This is a genomic window from Mycobacterium ahvazicum (genome assembly GCF_900176255.2).
GTDB lineage: Bacteria > Actinomycetota > Actinomycetes > Mycobacteriales > Mycobacteriaceae > Mycobacterium > Mycobacterium ahvazicum.
The window spans coordinates 124,224-141,913 of sequence record NZ_FXEG02000001.1 but is presented as its reverse complement, the minus strand read 5'-3'; the positions used below and the strand labels follow the sequence as shown (position 1 = coordinate 141,913).

Below are 17,690 nucleotides of genomic sequence, written 5' to 3'. Positions count from 1 at the left end.
GCCTGCCGGACAAAGGTTTTCATCTCTAAACCTGGGCCTGCGGCAATCCGTGTTCGGTCGCGGTCTGGGGCGTGATCACGATGTATGCCGGCCGCGACTGGCCGTAATACCGCATTCGCAGCAGCCACAGCCCGATGTGACTGAGCTCGACCGCCGCGAATCGCGGTCGCAGATAGTAGCGCCAGGCGATCCGGGCGAGCACCTCCGGCGGTGGCATGGCGAGGACCGCTCGAGCGCTTCCGTGCACCAGAAGACGACTGCCTTTGTCACCGCCTTCGCCACCGAGTAAGAGGGCCACCCGGGACGTAGCAGCCAGATTGCGCACGGTCCAGGACGACGCCGAGGTTGTCGCATAAAGCCGACCTTGATGGGGAACGAACCAGAGCGGTACCGCGAACGCCGTGCCCTTGCGTGATCGGGTTGCCAGCACCATGACCCGCGATTTATCCACCGCCGCTTGGAGTTTCGGGGAGTCCAGAGCGGGGCCGTCCTCCTGTTCGGCTGCGGCCGAAACCGCTGCGGGTTGCCGATCCGGGGTTGCGGGCCGATCCGGTACCTCGCGAAGCGCGCCGTAATCCCACGCGACGATCCGATCAGGGGTGACCCGATAGGTGTCATTGCCTAAGGCCCGGGCTGTCCCTCTGATCGTGAGCGAGCGCAGTCGAAACCATTGGGGCCCGTCGTCGGCGACCACCACGACGGGCCGATCGGTGAGGTCTGCGCTGCCGGCGGGCAGCTGCACGATGCGCGTCGATGACGCTGGATCGGGCGGCTCCTCGAGAGTGACGTGCACCGGAAGCAAAAGGATCTCACCGTCGTCGACGGCGGCCAATGCGGCGCGTGGTGGAGAAAGCGCCAAATCGGCGACGGCGCCCACGTTGACATCACGAGTTATCACAACCGCCGCCCTCTCGTTGAACGGGCCCCGATTCGACAGTATGACGGCCGCGCGGCCCGACGGCAGGAGTTCACCGGCCGTCAGTTCGAGCCGGATTCCGCCGTCAACAGCATCACCAACGTCTCGCGAAATTCGCCCAGCCGCTGCTTACCCAGCACCTGTTGCCATCGCCGCTCCAATTCGATTGCGTGGGAGCGCATTACCTGAAGAGCCTGTCGACCGCGTGGGGTCAGCTCGATTGTTCGGGCGCGCGCGTCGGCCGGGTCCGGTACCCGGGTGACGTATCCGTGCCGCTCCAGGGCAGCTACCGCCTGGGCCACCGCCTGCCGGCTCACCCTGAGCCGCTCGGCCAAGGCCGACGCATGGAGTCCGCCCAGCGCCAGTGGTACCAAGGCGATCGCTTGCGCGGGCCGGATCCCGTCCAGCCCGGCCGCGGCGAAAGCCGCTCGCAATTGCGGTGCGCCCGATGCCGCAACCAGATTGACCAGCGCCGGAACGGTCGGTTGCCATTCGCCCTCCACAACACGTCGCATGACAAGGAGTGTGCCATTCGTGGCCGGATTGACAAGTTGCTTGTCAAATTCTGCCGCGGGTGCCACGATGGCGTCATGCAATCCGGCTACCTCCGCGCGCTGCGGGTGTGCGTTCTCGCGACTTTGATCGTCGTGCTCGGCGGCTGTGTGGGCGGCGGGCATGCGTTGGGAACACCGGGTTCTCAGTCGGTCCCGGTCGGGCAATCCACGCAGAGTATCGAGTCGGGCGGGGTGAGCAGGACCTTCCATCTCTATCGGCCGCAAGGCCTGACCGAAGCGGTTCCGCTGGTGGTGATGCTGCACGGCGGCTTCGGCAACGGCGCGCAGGCCGAGCGCTCCTACCACTGGGACGACGCGGCCAACGGTGGGCATTTCCTGGTCGCCTACCCCGACGGTCTCAACCGGGCCTGGAATGCCGGCACTTGCTGTGGCCAGCCACAGCGCGACAACGTCGACGACGTCGCATTCCTCACCGCGATGGTCGCAGCCATCGCGCAAGAGATCCCGATCGATCGCGCCCGCGTCTACGTCACCGGAATGTCGAACGGGGCGATGATGGCGCTGCGGCTGGGTTGTCAGACCGACACCTTCGCCGCGATCGCTCCCGTCGCGGGGACCCTGCTGACGGACTGTGGCGCGGCCCGACCGACGGCGGTGCTGCAGATTCACGGCACGGCCGACGACCGGGTGCCGTACAACGGTGGGCCAGGCAAAGCATTTGGCGCCAGCGGAATTCCACGAGTGGACGGACCTTCGGCGGAGGCGGTCAATGCCACCTGGCGTGCCATCGACGGCTGCGGCGCGCCGACGTCGACGACGGCCGGGGACGTGACGACTCAAACGGCCGGATGCGCGGACGGGCGGACCGTGGAGTTGATCTCGGTGGCCGGCGCGGGACATCAGTGGCCCGGCGGCGAGCCGAGTCCACTCGCCGAGCGGGTCGGTGGCATTCCGGCACCGTCCACCGCACTCGACGCCACCGGCACCATCTGGCAGTTCTTCACCCAGAGCCACCGCTGAACACTCGTCACCGCGTCGGGTCGTGCAGCATCCCGTCGATCAATCGGTGTAGAACTTGGCGGGTTTCGCGCCGGGCGCGCTTGGGGTCGTCGGACGTGGCGATGGCCATCGCTGCCTCGTCGAGCGCGCCGATCAGCACGTGCGCCAACGGCCGGGTCGGCTGGCGCGCCAGCTGGCCCGCCTTGATGGCCTCGGCCAGCATCTGTTCGGTCATCCCCAGGCTGTATCGCTGAGCCACGTCGCGGAATCCCGCCCAGCCCAGCACGCTGGGCGCGTCCAGCAGGATCAGCTGCCGGACCTCGGGATCGCCGGACACCTCCAGCCAGGCATCGACGGCGGCGCGGATCGCGTCGGCCGGTGTCGTCGCACCGGACGTGGCCACGATGGTGGCCATCCGGGCCATCACGTCCTGTTCCACCACTTCGACGACTTCTGCGAATAGTGCTGCCTTGTCGGCGAATTGGTGATACATCGCGCCGCGGGTGACACCGGCGGTCGCGGCGATCTCCGGCGTGCCCACGTCGGCGTAGCCCCGCTCGCCCCACAGCCGGCGGGCAGCCGAGATCAGCGCCTCGCGGGTCGCCGCGGAGCGCTCCTCCTGAGTCCGTCTCTTGCTTTCCATACAACCTGTTGGTAACTTACGAACAGACAGCCTGTTTGTAAATGCCCATCGCTGAGTAGGAGTTATCCATGTCGACGATCGACATTAGTGCCGGGACCATCCATTACGAAGCAACCGGACCCGAAAACGGCAGGCCAGTCGTCTTTGTACACGGCTACATGATGGGCCGAGAACTCTGGCGCAGGGTTAGCGAGAAGCTCGCCGCGCGCGGGCTGCGGTGCATCGCCCCGACCTGGCCGCTCGGCGCGCATTCGGAACCGCTGCGCCCGGGGGCCGACCGGACTATCTATGGTGTGGCCCGCATGGTCGCCGACGTGCTGGCCGCCCTCGACCTCGAAGACGTGGTGCTGGTCGGCAACGACACCGGCGGAGTTGTGACGCAACTCGTCGCGGTGCACTACCCGGAGCGACTCGGTGCGCTGGTGCTGACGAGTTGTGATGCGTTCGAACACTTTCCGCCGCCGATCCTCAAGCCGGTGATCTTGGCGGCCAAGTCGAAGACGACCTTCAAAGCGGTGGCCCAGGCGATGCGGGTCCCGGCGGCGCGCAAGCGCGCGTTTGACGGCCTGGCGCATCGCAACATCGATGATCTCACCGAGATCTGGGTGCGCCCAGGGCTATCCGATCCCGGCATCGTCGAAGACCTGCGCCAGTTTTCGCTCTCGCTGCGCACCGAGGTGACCACGGGCGTCGCGGCCCGGTTACCGGAATTCGACAAGCCCACACTGATCGCATGGTCGGGCGACGACACGTTCTTCGAACTCGCAGACGGCGAAAAGCTGGCTGCCGTCATCCCGAACGCCCGGTTCGAGGTCATCGATGGCGCCCGGACGTTCTCGATGGTGGACCAACCGGACCGGCTCGCCGATCTGTTGTCGACGATCGCGGTGCGCGCCTAGGGGCCCCGCGGCCCGCACGCAGGTTCTCGTAGCGTGCAACGCATGGCTATCAAACTTGAGAACGTCGGCATCGCCGTTCGCGACCTGGAAGCAACGATCTCCTTCTTCACCGATCTCGGTCTCACGGTCGTGGGCCGTGACACGGTCAGCGGTGAGTGGGCAGACACCGCCGTCGGCCTCGACGGCAACCACGCCAACATTGCTTTGCTCCAGACACCAGACGGTCGAGGTCGCCTTGAGCTGTTCGAGTACGTCCACCCAACAGCGATCGACTCGAAGCCCACGCTTCCCAACGAGATTGGTATGCACCGCGTCGCCTTCTCCGTCGACGACATCGACCACGCCCTTCAGGTAGCCGCCCGGCACGGATGCCACCCACTGCGCGGCGTCGCGACATATGAGGACACCTACAAGCTGACGTACCTGCGCGGCCCCAGCGGCATCATCGTGATGCTCGCCGAGGAGCTGAAGAAGGACTGACGCCCGCCACGGCGCTGTCAGGTAAGGCGGTGTGGGGGCCGTTACCCTGGCCGTATAGCGTTTCGCCCATGTCAGAGTCGACACAGGTGCTCAACGGCCGACGAATCCTGGTGACCGGCGGGGCGACCGGAATCGGTGCGGCCGCCGTCGAAGTTCTCACCGCGGCGGGGGGTGACGTCGCCGCGACCTATCACCAGACGCCGCCGCCCGAGGGCCTCGCCGCCAACTGGATGCAGTGCGATGTGCGCGACGCCGACGCCGTCTCGGCGATGGTCCAACAATCCGCCGAGCAGCTGGGCGGCCTCGATGTCCTCGTCAATGCCGCCGGACTCTGGCAAGCGGGAATACCCGGCTACGTCGGCGCCGACGACATTTCGTTCCTGTTGGACACCAACGTCAAGGCGACCATCCTCACCAATCAGGCGGCGTATGCCGTGATGAAAGAGCAGCGTCCCAAGGGCGGCAGAATCATCAACTTCGGATCCTCCGAAGCCATTATGGGCAGCCCGATTTCGGCCGTCTACGCCGCGACCAAGGGAGCCGTGCAGGCCTGGACACGATCAGCGGCCAAGGCCTGGGCCTCCGACAACATCACCGTCAACTCGCTGGCGCCCGCGGTGCAGACGGCGGGTGCCGACCGGCTGCGCGAATTCCTCGGTCCAGACGCCGCCGCGCTGATCGACCAGCAGATGCAGATGATGATTCCGCTCGGTGGGACCTTGGGAGATCCGGCGCGCGACCTCGGCCCGATGCTGGTTTTCCTGGCCGGCCCGGGGTCGGGCTTCATCACCGGGCAGCTACTCGCCGTCGACGGCGGCCTGATGATGGTGGGCGGATAAGCCGCGGCGGTGATCGCCGAGATCGACCGGCTAATATAAGACGGACCGTCTCGTCTCGTAAGGTGAAGGTGAATCTCGATGGCTGACGACACCATGCAGGCATTCCTGCGCCGCCGCCTCTCGGATCCGAATATCGCCGTGAAACACCGCGATCTGCAATGGAGTTGGAGCGAGCACCTGGCGCAGGCCACCGCGCGGGCCGCGGCCCTGATCGGTGCCGCCGACCCCCAGCGGCCACTGCACGTCGGTGCGCTGCTGGGCAACACCCCCGAGATGGTCAACCAGATGGCGGCCGCCGGGCTGGGCGGCTACGTGCTGTGCGGACTGAACAACACCCGGCGCGGTGCGGCGCTGGCCGCCGACATCCGGCGGGCCGACTGCCAGTTCGTCGTGACCGACGCCGAACATCGGCCGCTGCTGGACGGCTTGGAACTCGGGAATACGCGGATCTTCGACATCTCGACGCCGCAATGGACCGAATTCATCGGTGCCGCAGGCGAACTCGTTCCGTGCCGGGAAGTCGCCGCGACGGACCCGTTCATGATGATCTTCACCTCGGGCACGAGCGGAAATCCCAAGGCAGTTCAGGTGTCTCACCTGATGGCGATGTTCGCCGGCACCAATCTGGTCCAGCGGTTCGGCCTCACCGAACAGGACACCTGCTATGTGTCCATGCCGTTGTTCCACTCCAACGCGGTCGTCGCCGGCTGGGCGCCCGCGGTCTGTTCCGGCGCCGCGATCGTGCCGGCGAAGTTTTCGGCGACCAGCTTCCTCGACGACGTTCGCCACCATGGTGCGACCTACATGAACTACGTCGGCAAGCCGCTGGCCTACATCCTGGCCACGCCCGAGCGTGACGACGACGCGGACAACCCGCTGCGGGTGGCGTTCGGCAACGAGGCCAACGACAAGGACATCGAAGAATTCGGCCGGCGCTTCGGGGTTCAGGTCGAGGACGGCTTCGGCTCGACCGAGAACGCGGTCATCGTGATTCGCGAAGAAGGCACGCCGAAGGGCTCGATCGGCAAGGGCATCGACGGGATCGCGATCTACAACAGTGACACCGTCACCGAATGTGCGATAGCGCGCTTCGACGCCAGCGGCGCGCTCGCCAATGCCGACGAGGCGGTGGGCGAGCTGGTCAACACTGCGGGATCGGGTTTCTTCACCGGTTACTACAACGACCCCGACGCCAACGCCGAACGGATGCGCCACGGCATGTACTGGTCCGGGGACCTCGCCTACCGCGACGCCGACGGATGGATCTACCTCGCCGGCCGCACCGCGGACTGGATGCGCGTCGACGGCGAGAACATGGCCGCCGCCCCGATCGAGCGAATTCTGCTGCGCCACAACGCGATCAACCGGGCCGCGGTGTACGCCGTGCCGGATGGGCGTGTCGGCGATCAGGTGATGGCCGCCGTGGTGCTGAATGAGGGCCGGACGCTTAAGCCCAAGGAGTTCGAAACCTTCCTGGACCAGCAACCCGACCTGTCCCCCAAGGCGCGGCCACGCTATGTGCGGATCGCCACCGACCTGCCCAGCACCGCCACGCACAAGGTTCTCAAACGCCAATTGATCACCCAGGGAACGTCGATCGGCGCGGACGAAACCCTGTGGGTACGCGAACCGCGCGGCACGGCCTACCGGGACGCGGCTAGTTCCTTGGTGCCCGGCGGCGGATCTGCCCCTTCGCCCGTGGCACCCGCTTAACCGGATCTCTGCCTGTACCGCTGGCGATCTCGTCGCGCAGCTGGGCGATATTGGAGATCTCCGCATACAACCCGCGAATGGCGTAGTCCAGCACGGCAAACGAGAAGCGCTGGTCCGGGTCGTCGGTGATGCCGAGTTCGCGGGAACGCTGTCGCGACCACAGTGCCTCGTCGAGGCGGGCCCGGGTGGCTTCCAGGTGCCGGTCCAGCGTGTCGACGACTCGCTCGGGATCCTCGCCCCGCGCCAGCCAGGTCCGCAAGATGACCGGGTGCTTGATAACCACCTGATCTTCGCCCGGAAAGTGCTGGACCCAACGGCGAAGAGCATCGAGCCCGGAATCGGTGGTCTCGTACAACGTGATCGCACGCTTGCCGGATTGGGCGGCGATCTCTTTGACCATCCCCCACTCCAGCAGCCGATTCAGTTCGCGTCGCACGTGACTGACCGAAGGCGACCAATAGAAGTGGCCCACCGTCAGCTCGGCTCGCATCTTGATCTCACCGGCGGTCAGTTGTTCGTCGTTTGCCGCCAGCACGCCCAGCACCAGGTAGGCCGTTACCGGTAGGCCATCGGTGCTGCGCCGGGGACTCACGACTGGCTACTTCTGGCTGGTGAAGTAGGGCAGCGTCAAGTCCGGGTCAACGACCTGGAAGTCCACCCGCACGCGCATACCGATCGCCAGCTCGTCGGGTGAAACCCCGACGAGGTTGGTAAGCATCTGATAGCCCTCGTCGAGGGTGATGATCGCCGGCGCGTAAGGCGGTTCGAACTCGGGCGTGACGGGGCGGGAAACCACTGTCCAGCTGTAGATTTCGCCGCAGCCGGCGCTGGTTGCCCAGTGCAATTCGCTCGAGAGACATTGGCGGCAGTGTTCGGTCGGGGGGAAGTTGGCCTGGCCGCACGCCTGACAGCGCTGATAGCGCAGTTCCCGCGATTGACAGCCCTGCCAGAACGGCACGCTCAGGTGGCTGCTTGCGTGCGGCAGCGGCCCGGACTGGGGTTGCAGCTCGGTCATCGTGGCTCGTCTCCGACGATCAGCACGGTGGTGAACAAGGCGCCCGCCCCGCCGTTGCTGCAAAACGCGACATGCGCGGCGGGCACCTGGAGCGCACCGGCCTCGCCGCGCAGTTGCTGCACGGCGCGGATGGCGCGTTGCATCATTTGCGGATTGGCTCCGGCATGGCTGAAGGACATGGTTCCTCCATCGGTGGTGATCGGATGACTGCCGTCGATGGCGATGTGGCCGTCGGCGACGAAGGGTCCGCCTTCGCCGTCGCCGCAGAAGCCGAAAGCCTCGAGCTGACGGATGATTTCGAACGAGAAAGGATCGTAGAGTTCCAGCACGTCGACGTCGTCGGGCCGAAGTCCGGCGTGGCGGAACGCGCATTCGGCCGCCCGTCGCCCGACGACGCCATTGACGTACCGGGCGTGGTCACCGCGCCGCCCGGCGAGGTCCCAGGCCGGTGGATGCTGATACGACGGCCCGTGAAAGTCCGCGCCGCTGCCCAGCACGTAGATCGGCCGGCTCGCCACATCGAACTTGTCGATGTTCGCCACCACCAGCGCGCAGCCGCCTTCGGAGGTGGTGGCGCAATCGAGCAGGTGAAACGGGTCCGCGATCGGCCGGGATGCCGTGATGTCGTCCGGGGTGAACGGACCGCGTTGGTAATAAACAGCTTCGGGGTTCTGCGACCCGTTGTTACGGATTGTCGACGCCACGATCGACAACTGCTCGCGAGTGGTGCCGTAGACGTGCATGTGCCGCCGGGCGATCAGCGCGAACTCGGCAGTGGTGAACATGCCCCACGGCGCGACGAACTCGTTCTCCGGCCTGGTCCATGGCGCCGTCGCCTCGTGGTCGCGGTATTCGCCGGCCTGGGCGGCGACCAGGACCACGACGTCGGCCATGCCGTGCTCGATCGCGGTGACCGCCTCGGTGATCATGCCGACCCCGAAGGCCAAGCCCTGCCATGCCGGGCCGATCCGCAGGTCGTAGATCAACGAGGTCGAGTGCGGGCTTGCACTGATGCCGTCCACGTCGTCGAGGCTCAGGCCGGCATCCTCGAGTGCACCGAGAATCGCCTTGATCGCCAGCCCGCGCGACGTTTCGCCGTCCAGCCGTCGTCCCTGCCGGGTGTTGTGCACCCCGACGATCGCCGCGGTGCGCTTCGTCGCACTCACCGTTGTTCCATCCGTTACGGCCCTTCAGTTCTCATCCGCTACTACCCCGAGATAGGTTCCCAGGACCTGGTATTGCCGTCCGCCGCGCAGCACCGTGCCGATCGTCCGGGTGCGGGCGTCGACCCCCGGGGGGCTGGCGGTCCCGCCCTTTTCCACGACGTCGATTCGCACGTCGACCGGTCGCGCGGTTTGCGGATCGGTGATCTCGACGATCATGGCCACCGCGCCCTCCTGCTCATCCCACTCCACGCTGGTGATCCGGTGCCGCGCAGTCAGTTCCATCACAACGGAATCCTGACGCACCAGGAAGCGCACTGGCGCGCAGAGCTCCCCGGCCCGCGGCGGCACGCACAGCGTGACGGCCATGTCACAAACCCGCCGGCCGGGTGCTGCTCGCGCCCGCCGCACGCAGTTGCGCCACATCTTCTTCGCTGTTCCCCAGCACACCGGTCAGCACCTCGGTGGTGTGCTGCCCGTACAACGGTGAACAGCGGCGAATCCAGCGCCTCGGTTTTCCGATGAGCACGAAGGGCATTCCTACACAACGGAACGAGCCGGCCACGGGGTGATCGACCGTTTCCCAGAACCCCCGCGCAACCAGTTGCGGGTCGTTCAGCAGCGCGGCGGCCTCCGTTACCCGTGCCGCAGGCACCCCCGCTGCCCGCAGCGTGCCGACCGCACTGTCCACCTGGTGGCGCGCCGTCCAATCCGAGAGCAGCTTGTCGATCTCGTCGGCCCGCTCCCGCCAACCGGCCTCATCCGTTCCGAGATCGGGCCGGTCGATCAGCGTGGCCAGCGCGGCGCGCGCGGCATCGGTCATCGCGGCGAGCGCTACCCATTCGTCGTCGCCCTGAGCGCGGTACACACCTTGCGGAGTCGCGCCGGGACCCCGGTTTCCCGCCCGGCGCATCTGAATGCCGTTGCGCGAGTATTCGAGCAGCATCTCGGCCGCGACGTTGAGCGCCGACTCCGCCATCGTGGACTCGACATGCATGCCGATCCCGTCCCGGTCACGGATCACCAGGGCCGCGACGGCCGCAAAGGCCGCATGCAACCCGGCTATCGGATCGCATACCCCGCGGGGAATCACCGGCGGCCCGTCGGCATGCCCCGTCATCCACGCCATTCCGGTCGCCTGTTCCATCGTCTGCGCGAACCCGACGCGGTCGCGCCATGGACCGTCGAGACCGAATGCCGGCATCCGTACCATCACGGCGCGCGGATTGGCAGCCCGGACCGCGTCCCATTGCAGCCCGAAGTTCTCCATCACCCTCGGGGAGAAGTTCTCGATCACCAGATCACTTGCCGCGATCAGCTGCAACGCCAGCTCGCGACCGGCGTCGGTGCTGAGCTCGACACTGATACCGCGCTTATTGTTGTTGCTGCACAGGAAGACCGGACCCCATTCCCACCACTGGTTCCAATCGGGTGGGCGGCCCGCGGAGAACCGCATGCCGTCGGGGCGGCGAACGCCCTCGAGTTTGATCACGTCGGCGCCCAGGGAGCCGAGGAATTGGGTGGCCACCGGCCCGGCCCAGAATGCGGTGAAGTCGGTAATCCGGATGTCGGACAGCGGAAGTGCATCAGGATGATCGGCTTTCGGCCGGCCGGGCCGCGGCGGCCAGTGCACGCGGCCGTTGTCGGCGCCCAGCAGCGGGGCTCGCCCGGGTGCCCGCGTCGCGATGACGTCGCTGCGGTACGGCACCCGCGGCTGCAGCACCCCGGACTCGGATTCGACGAACACGCCCCGCTCGACGAAGTGGTCGACGGTCGAGAGCGTGGCGGGAGTACCGATGGGCGCCACCGGGATACGGAACGCCACCGCGAGGTCGACGATCTCCTGCGTGGTCCGAGTCTGAGTCCAGTCGGTCACCATGCCCAGGAACTCGTCGCGGCGCTCGACTCGACCGACGAACGATGCCAGCTCGGCGTCGTCGACCAGATCAGCGCGGTCGATCATGATCAAGAAATCCTGGAACTGCTGGGCGGTGATCGTGCAGAACCCGACATTGCCGTCGGCCGTGGGAACGATCGACGGCAGTTCCAGACTGCGTTGGTGCAGCAGGGAATCCGCGCCCAAGACGCTGGCCGACATGGCCGACAGCCCGCCCATCGCGATCGCCATCGCCTCGTACGTCGAGACGTCGATGACTTCACCGCCACCACCCCGCGCGGCGTGACGGGCCGCGGCGGCGGCGACCGGAGCGGCGAACGAGGCCGCCAGCCACTCCCCGAGCCGTCCGCCCGCCTGTACCGGTTCGTCGCCCGGCCAGCCTCTACCGGAGGTCGAGCCGCACAGCGCTTGCAGGATGAACTCGTTGGCGACTAGTTGGTCGTCGACGTAGGGGCCCGTCGTTCCGAACGGCGTCACCGCGACGACCACCGCCGAAGAGCCGGTGTGCGCGGTGATGTCGTCGAGCGCCCAGCCGTCGGTCAGGTCGGTGAGCACGACGTCGGCCCCGGCCAAGAGTCCGGTGATCTCGGCGTCGTCGCGGCGCACCACCGATTTCTTGCCCGCGGCCAGGTAGCCGAACAATGCCCCCGGTGGTCCGCCGGCAGACCATCTCCGCATCGAATCACCCTGCGGGGATTCGATCTTCACCACCTCGGCGCCGGCGTCGGCGAACATCTTGGCGCAGTAGGAGACCGCGATCCCGTTGGACAGCTCCAGCACCCGCCAATCGGTGAACGGTGCCCGGGCCGCCACGCTCAATTGCCCAGCGTGGTCGCGCGGCCCGCGATGCCGGACGCCTCGGCCGTCACCGGTACCTGCGCCGAGGCCTGGGCCTGCAGCGCGAATTGCGTCATCCGCGTCCACGCGTCACGGTCACGCTGGCTGGCCTGCCGCCCGACATGGGTGACCACGTCGACGTCGGTGGCCTGTGCGCGCAGCTGGCCGGCCCGGGCGTGCTCCTTCGGGATGTACCGGAACGGATCGAAAGAATAAGCAGCCATGGCGTTTTCGTGCGTGATCTTGTTGATCAGCGCGTCGTCGAGGTGACCCATCGTCTCGATGATGTCTTCGGGCGCGAACGGCCAGTTGCTGTCGGAATGCGGGAAGTCGGATTCCCAGCACAGCATGTCCGCGTTGAACCATTCCATGTTGTGCACGCCGACTTTGTCGCTGATGAAGCAGGTGTAGAAGTGCCGCTTGAACACGTCTATCGGCCCGCTGTAACCGGGCGGAAACTTTGCCAGTGTCCAGCCCGAGTGACGGTTGTAGACATGCTCGGCCCGCCACAGGAAGTATGGGATCCAACCGACGTCACCCTCGGTGAGCGAGAATTTCAATTGCGGGAAGTCAGCCCAGAACTCGGCCCAGATCAGCTCGGTGAAGGTGAACATGCTCATCATTGAGGATGCCGTCATCTGGACACTGGGCGGCGCGTCCGTCGACACCTGTGGGGACCGGGACGCGGAGCCGACGTGGGTGCACAGCACCGTTTTGTTCTCGCACACAGCCTCGAACAACGGATACCAGTATTCGGTGTGAATGCTGGGCATTTGCAACGCTTCTGGATTCTCCGAGAACGTCACCGCGTGACATCCCTTGTCCGCCAGGCGCTTGACTTCCTTGGCCGACTCGGCGACGTCATACAAGGGGAGAATTCCGCACGGGATGAACCGCCCGGGGTATGCCGCGCACCATTCGTCGACGTGCCAGTCGTTGTAGGCCTTGATCATCACCAGGTTGACGTCGCGGTCGGGGCCCTGGTTGAGGACCTGGCCGGAGAATCCGGTGAAGTTCGGGAAGTTCAGCCCCGCCAGCTGCCCACCGGCGTTCATGTCGCGGACCCGCTCGTCGACGTTGAAGCAACCGGGCCGCATCTCGTCGTAGCGCGAGGCGTCGATGTTGTACATGTCGCGGGGCTTGCCCGCGACGGCGTTCAGGCCCATGTTTCGCCCGCGCACCTCGCCGTAGTACCACTGCTGGACGCCGTCGGGCTCCATGACCACCCGCGGAGCGAGGTCTTTGTACTTCGCCGGAACATGCGCGTCGAACATGTCCGCCGGCTCGGCGATATGGTCATCCACGCTGATCAGGATCAGGTCGTCTTTATTCATGTCGCACTCCTTGGATACAGCGACTAGTAGACAATGATCCCAGTCACATCGTCAACGCCCGGTATTGCTGCCTCCGGGTGGTAAACCGGCTTAACGGCGGTAACATACCGCCGGGTCGTGGACAAGCAGTCGTTTGCTCACCCGATGGTCACAGACGGACTAATAGTCCATCTGTTGACAGCGCCCGACGCGGCCTGGGATGGCCTGATCGTGGTTGCCGCTGGTCACCGCATGCCACCATGGGTCATGGCTGGGCCCGAGGCGAACGCGAACAAGGTGGCGCGGCCCACCAACGCGGACGTGGCGCGGTTGGCCAGCGTGTCGACCGCGACGGTCAGCTATGTCCTCAACAATGCTGCGGGCCGCAGAATCTCGGCGCAAACACGCGAGGCGGTACAACGCGCCGCCGAGCTCCTTGGCTACCGGCCCAACCTGGCCGCGCGCAACCTGGCCCGGGGCAAGAGCGGCGTGGTGCTCTACATCGTGCCGTATGTAGCCGTGGGCGACATGCCGATGCAAGCCGGCAGCCGAATGACCACCGAGCTGGCGCGCCTGGGCCTGCTTCAGGTGCAGATCTTCGAGACCGAGGACGATCAGCACGTCGTCGATGCGATCGAGAACCTCGACCCGATTGCGGTCACCAGCCTGTTCCCGCTCAGCGCTGCCGCGGCCCGCGCGGTCAAAGCCGCCGGCATACCCAACATCGAGATGGGGACGTTGCCCGCACTCGGCGATCCGCACCTCGCCATTGGTGAAATGCGCGTCGAACATCTGGTGTCGCGTGGCCACCGGAGGATCGCGTTCGCCTACACCGCAATTCAGCGATGGCGGGCCCTCGGCGACTACTGGATCGAGGGCGTGCTGCGTGCGGCCAAGTCGCGGGACTTGCCGCGAGTGGCCGTCGCCGAGGTGACGGTGGACAACGCCGCGGATGTGGTCAGGGGCTGGGTGGGCGACGGCGTAACTGCGGTGTGCGCGCAGAGCGACGAAATCGCCTGCCTCGTCTTGCACGGCATTCATGAAGCGGGACTGCGCTGCCCGAGCGATCTCGCCGTCATCGGCGTCGACGCCAGTCCGATGGGTATGGTGAGCAGCCCGCCGCTGACCACCGTGCAGTTCGACCCGCGCGCCGTCGCCGACTTCGCGCTGGGCGCACTCCTCGAACGGTTGGGATATCCCCCGCCGCCGGCCGGCGAGCCCACCGATATCGCCCGCCTGATCGTGCGTTCCTCGACCTAGCGCCGCGCTGGCATACTCCGGTCTGAGCGCACCGCCGGAGAGGAGCGATCCGATGGACATCGTCGACGCCCAGGTCCATGCCAACATGCTCGGCACCGAGGTCACCCTCGCGATCATGGACGCCCTGGGCATTGCGGGCGTGCTGTTCGACGAGTTCGACACGTTCACCGACGAAGGATTGCAGCCGGGCTATCGACTGGCCAGCGGCGCCTTTCGCTGTGTGGGGCCCAATGCCGAAGCTGCGTCGATACGCCATCCCGGGCGTTTCGCGTTCCTGATGCGAGCAGATCCGAGGGATCCGGGCATCGAATCCTGGATTGAAACGCTGACCGCCGCACCCGGGTTCAAGGCCCTGCGCACCACGATCTTCACCCCGGCCGAGGCCGCGGTGTTCGAGCAGGGCGGCCACGATCGGTTACTGAGAGCCGCGGGCTCGCACAGCCTGCCGGTGTTCGTCACGTGTCCCGGCAAGGTGACGCACCTGACGCAATATGTGGAGCGCTTTCCCGACGTGCAATTCGTCATCGATCACTGCGGCGCCGCTTTCGATGCGCCACCCGGCCAAGCCGGCATCGACGATGCGGTGGCGATGTCGGGCTACGCCAACGTGGCCTACAAATGGGCGCACGCGCCGTCCTTATTGTCGACCGAGCCCTACCCCTTCGGCGACCTCGAACCGAAACTGCGCCGCGTGATCGACGCTTTCGGACCCGAGCGCGTGATGTGGGCCAGCGACTACACAATGACGCGGCACCGCGCCACCTGGGCCGAGAACCTGTTCAGCATCCGCGACTCCTCGTCGCTGTCGCAGGACGAGAAGACCTGGATTCTTGGTGGGACAGCCCGCCGAATTCTCAAATGGCCAGCGACGGAAGATAATTCGTCGCTTTAAGCGATCGCGATGGCGGCCAGGCCGTCGCGCACCCGCTCGGGCAGCGATCCCCCGTCGCTGAGCCAATCGTCCAGTGCGATGCGCACGGCCGCCATCGCCAGCGCACCGATCAGTCGGGGCCTGGGGTCGTGGGGTTCCAGCCGGGGTAACCGGGGCGCGATCAGGTCGGCGATCGCCGATTCATAGCGCACGTAGATGCGTCCATGCGTCCATGCCTCCAGGGTTTCCGACGAGCGGGTCAGGGTGGCCAACTCGCGCACCTGGTCCTCGATCTCGGCGAATCCCTTGCCGAGGTCACCGAAGGCGCCGATGACAGCTTCCGCCGCGCCCAACCCCGCGGGTTGGACAGCCAACGCGGCGATGATCCGATCCAGCCAATGGGTGTTCATGCCCTCCGCGACGGCGTCTTCTTTGGAGTTGAAATAGCGAAAGAACGTTGCCCGTCCGATCTCGGCCGTGTCGGCGATGTCGTCTACCGTCGCCCCCGCCAGGCCGCGGCTGATCACCAGCTGCGCGGCGGCCGTGGCGATACGCTGTCGTGTCGCCGTGCGCTTTTGCTCCGCGAGGGACATCGACGAAGACGTCGCAGACATTCGCCCACCATATCCGGGTGAATCGTGTCGTTGCTCCAGTCGGCTGCGGCGGGCGTTTCGCCGACGGCGCTGCGGGTTCGCCCGTCCGGGCCCACATCACACACCGCATCCGGCCCGATCCAAATTATCGTAACCGAGTATTAATTTGTCTGGAACACGGCGATGGCATTTATGCTTTGTATCCAAAGCTGTTGTGCAACAGCATCATCGGTGCCGATGGCCCTCATCACGAATTCGTATTGGACCTCAATTATTTCTGGCTGCGAAGATCCGTTGAACACGTCGACCAACTCGTATTCCTGGAGACCAAGCGATGGATCAAACCTTTATGCAGAGTGCACGTGACACCATCGTCGACGGTGTTGGCCGACGCGATTTCGTCAGGGCATTCGCGGCAATCGGTGCCGGTGTCGGCGTAGCGGGCATCGCAGCCGGTTGCACCAGAACCCGTTCGGTGGCGGCGACTTTCAGTGCCACTCAGGTTCTGCAGCCAGGCCAGGGCAATATCGGGGGCAACCACTACCTGCAGTCCACGCCAGACCAGGTGCTCTGGGGTTATGTCCCCAACGTGCATGCCAAACCGGTGCTGCAGATGAAGTCGGGGGAAACGCTCACAGTCGACGCCGTCTCACACGAGGGCATCCTGGAGGATCAGGGACGTAATCCCGTCGCCTACTTCGGGTCGAAGGGCGTCCACCAATCCGAGGTTCTCACCGACGCCATCGCGATCGCTGCGGAATATCGGCGCACACCAAGGAATTTCGACAAGGACGGTCCCCACGTGGTGACCGGTCCGGTGTTCGTCGAAGGAGCGCAGCCAGGAGACGTGCTCAAGATCGAGACGCTGGAGGCGACGCCGCGAGTGCCTTACGGCGTCGTCTCGAGTCGGCACGGCAAGGGCGCGTTGGCCAGCACGACGGACGGGAAGGCACCCGCGGGAATCACCCTCGCGGAAGTGATGCCGCCGGTCAGCGACGATCACCGACCCAACCCCGACCCGACGAAATACGGCGACTCCTTCACGTTCACGTCCATCGAGGAAGGCCGTGGCGTGATGCGCTACGGGAAAGCGTCGGTGCGATTTCCGCTCAACCCGTTCATGGGCATGATGGGCGTCGCCTTTTCTCAGGACTCGGATCTGACGGCGGCAAGCGCCAACTCGATACCGCCGACCCTGGGTGGCGGCAACATCGACATCCGGTTGCTGGGCGTGGGTTCCACTTTCTACCTACCTGTGTTCGCCGAAGGCGCACTGTTTTACGTCGGTGACCCCCACCACGCGATGGGCAGTGGCGAGGTCGCGCTCACCGCGATGGAAGGATCGCTGCGAGGAACCTTTCGGCTCACGGTGTGCAAACCGAAAACCGGCGATGCACCCTCGGTGGCATACCGCTACCCCTTCGCCGAGACCGCCGATCTCTGGGTGCCCATCGGGCTGTCCGATCCCGATGCCAGCGTCAACGGACAGATCAGTGATCTCAACGTGGCGATGCGCAGGGCGGTCGTCAACGCCCTGGACTTTCTCGAATCCGACCGGGGGATGGATCGGGCCACGGCATACGCATACCTGTCCGCCGCGGCCGACTTCTGTGTCTCTCAGGTGGTCGACCGCACGGTCGGCGTGCACGCGCAAATCGACAAGTCGCACTTCAGGTGAGCCATGCCGCGCAATTCGCGTGAATCCTGTTCAGGAGGCTGACCATAGCCCTAGCATGA

General features: G+C 65.9%; 19 protein-coding genes. 9 read left to right on the top strand and 10 right to left on the bottom strand.

From position 1 onward, the window contains the following. Positions 1 to 25 precede the first annotated feature (25 nt). Together MAAFP003_RS00625 and MAAFP003_RS00620 are read right to left on the bottom strand one after the other, a co-directional pair. Entirely contained in the window at positions 26 to 898 is an 873-nt protein-coding gene (locus MAAFP003_RS00625) for a pyridoxamine 5'-phosphate oxidase family protein (protein ID WP_133160810.1), read from the bottom strand. 80 nt (positions 899 to 978) lie between these two features. After that, entirely contained in the window at positions 979 to 1,431 is a 453-nt protein-coding gene (locus MAAFP003_RS00620; protein WP_096283523.1) for a MarR family winged helix-turn-helix transcriptional regulator, read from the bottom strand. 75 nt (positions 1,432 to 1,506) lie between these two features. Between MAAFP003_RS00620 and MAAFP003_RS00615 the strand changes: the two genes are divergently transcribed. Beyond that, positions 1,507 to 2,451, top strand: coding sequence for a CE1 family esterase (locus MAAFP003_RS00615; RefSeq protein WP_096283521.1), 945 nt, complete (start codon positions 1,507 to 1,509; stop codon positions 2,449 to 2,451). A 7-nt stretch (positions 2,452 to 2,458) separates the two neighbouring features. Here the strand turns inward: MAAFP003_RS00615 and MAAFP003_RS00610 are convergent, their stop codons facing one another. Beyond that, on the bottom strand, positions 2,459 to 3,073 hold the full coding sequence (locus MAAFP003_RS00610; protein ID WP_096283519.1) for a TetR/AcrR family transcriptional regulator: 615 nt from the start codon (positions 3,071 to 3,073) through the stop codon (positions 2,459 to 2,461). Positions 3,074 to 3,141: 68 nt separating this feature from the next. On the opposite strand from MAAFP003_RS00610, the gene MAAFP003_RS00605 reads away from it, so the two are divergent. The 4 genes from MAAFP003_RS00605 to fadD1 all read left to right on the top strand — a co-directional run bounded on the left by MAAFP003_RS00605 (position 3,142) and on the right by fadD1 (position 7,004). Next, on the top strand, positions 3,142 to 3,972 hold the full coding sequence (locus MAAFP003_RS00605; protein ID WP_096283517.1) for an alpha/beta fold hydrolase: 831 nt from the start codon (positions 3,142 to 3,144) through the stop codon (positions 3,970 to 3,972). A gap of 42 nt (positions 3,973 to 4,014) precedes the next feature. Continuing rightward, a complete protein-coding gene (locus tag MAAFP003_RS00600; protein WP_096283515.1) occupies positions 4,015 to 4,452 on the top strand; it encodes a VOC family protein in 438 nt (145 codons plus the stop codon). 68 nt (positions 4,453 to 4,520) lie between these two features. After that, complete coding sequence (locus tag MAAFP003_RS00595) at positions 4,521 to 5,291, top strand: SDR family NAD(P)-dependent oxidoreductase (RefSeq protein WP_096283513.1); 771 nt, start codon at positions 4,521 to 4,523, stop codon at positions 5,289 to 5,291. A 78-nt stretch (positions 5,292 to 5,369) separates the two neighbouring features. Next, on the top strand, positions 5,370 to 7,004 hold the full coding sequence (fadD1, locus tag MAAFP003_RS00590; RefSeq protein ID WP_096283511.1) for a fatty-acid--CoA ligase FadD1: 1,635 nt from the start codon (positions 5,370 to 5,372) through the stop codon (positions 7,002 to 7,004). Here fadD1 and MAAFP003_RS00585 read toward each other — a convergent pair. Genes MAAFP003_RS00585 through MAAFP003_RS00560 form a run of 6 tightly spaced genes read right to left on the bottom strand, consistent with a single transcriptional unit; the run spans position 6,949 to position 13,250 of the window. Further along, on the bottom strand, positions 6,949 to 7,596 hold the full coding sequence (locus tag MAAFP003_RS00585) for a MarR family transcriptional regulator (protein WP_096283509.1): 648 nt from the start codon (positions 7,594 to 7,596) through the stop codon (positions 6,949 to 6,951). The two genes, fadD1 and MAAFP003_RS00585, sit on opposite strands and share 56 nt — an antisense overlap. Positions 7,597 to 7,602: 6 nt before the next feature. Beyond that, positions 7,603 to 8,019 carry a Zn-ribbon domain-containing OB-fold protein gene (locus MAAFP003_RS00580; protein ID WP_096283507.1) on the bottom strand — a complete coding sequence of 139 codons (417 nt, stop codon included), beginning with the start codon at positions 8,017 to 8,019 and terminating at the stop codon, positions 7,603 to 7,605. Continuing rightward, the gene (locus MAAFP003_RS00575; protein ID WP_096283505.1) at positions 8,016 to 9,185 is read right to left on the bottom strand and encodes a thiolase family protein; all 1,170 of its coding nucleotides are present in this window, start codon (positions 9,183 to 9,185) and stop codon (positions 8,016 to 8,018) included. The genes MAAFP003_RS00580 and MAAFP003_RS00575 overlap by 4 nt, the downstream gene beginning before the upstream one ends. A 24-nt stretch (positions 9,186 to 9,209) precedes the next feature. After that, complete coding sequence (locus tag MAAFP003_RS00570; RefSeq protein WP_096283503.1) at positions 9,210 to 9,551, bottom strand: hypothetical protein; 342 nt, start codon at positions 9,549 to 9,551, stop codon at positions 9,210 to 9,212. Between the two features lies 1 nt (position 9,552). Beyond that, positions 9,553 to 11,892: a CaiB/BaiF CoA-transferase family protein gene (locus tag MAAFP003_RS00565; RefSeq protein WP_096283501.1), complete on the bottom strand. Its 2,340-nt coding sequence runs from the start codon at positions 11,890 to 11,892 to the stop codon at positions 9,553 to 9,555. A gap of 2 nt (positions 11,893 to 11,894) precedes the next feature. Beyond that, positions 11,895 to 13,250, bottom strand: a complete 1,356-nt coding sequence (locus MAAFP003_RS00560; protein WP_096283499.1) for an amidohydrolase family protein — start codon at positions 13,248 to 13,250, stop codon at positions 11,895 to 11,897. A gap of 246 nt (positions 13,251 to 13,496) precedes the next feature. Here MAAFP003_RS00560 and MAAFP003_RS00555 point away from each other — a divergent pair, with 246 nt between their 5' ends. Both MAAFP003_RS00555 and MAAFP003_RS00550 read left to right on the top strand, forming a co-directional pair. Beyond that, positions 13,497 to 14,489: a LacI family DNA-binding transcriptional regulator gene (locus MAAFP003_RS00555; protein WP_096283497.1), complete on the top strand. Its 993-nt coding sequence runs from the start codon at positions 13,497 to 13,499 to the stop codon at positions 14,487 to 14,489. 52 nt (positions 14,490 to 14,541) lie between these two features. Continuing rightward, positions 14,542 to 15,381 carry an amidohydrolase family protein gene (locus MAAFP003_RS00550; RefSeq protein WP_096283495.1) on the top strand — a complete coding sequence of 280 codons (840 nt, stop codon included), beginning with the start codon at positions 14,542 to 14,544 and terminating at the stop codon, positions 15,379 to 15,381. Here MAAFP003_RS00550 and MAAFP003_RS00545 read toward each other — a convergent pair. Then, complete coding sequence (locus tag MAAFP003_RS00545; protein WP_096283493.1) at positions 15,378 to 15,974, bottom strand: TetR family transcriptional regulator; 597 nt, start codon at positions 15,972 to 15,974, stop codon at positions 15,378 to 15,380. The genes MAAFP003_RS00550 and MAAFP003_RS00545 overlap by 4 nt on opposite strands. A gap of 17 nt (positions 15,975 to 15,991) precedes the next feature. Between MAAFP003_RS00545 and MAAFP003_RS29010 the strand changes: the two genes are divergently transcribed. Then, on the top strand, positions 15,992 to 16,393 hold the full coding sequence (locus tag MAAFP003_RS29010) for a hypothetical protein (protein ID WP_165796258.1): 402 nt from the start codon (positions 15,992 to 15,994) through the stop codon (positions 16,391 to 16,393). After that, entirely contained in the window at positions 16,288 to 17,631 is a 1,344-nt protein-coding gene (locus tag MAAFP003_RS00540; RefSeq protein WP_096283491.1) for an acetamidase/formamidase family protein, read from the top strand. The genes MAAFP003_RS29010 and MAAFP003_RS00540 overlap by 106 nt, the downstream gene beginning before the upstream one ends. Positions 17,632 to 17,690 lie beyond the last annotated feature (59 nt).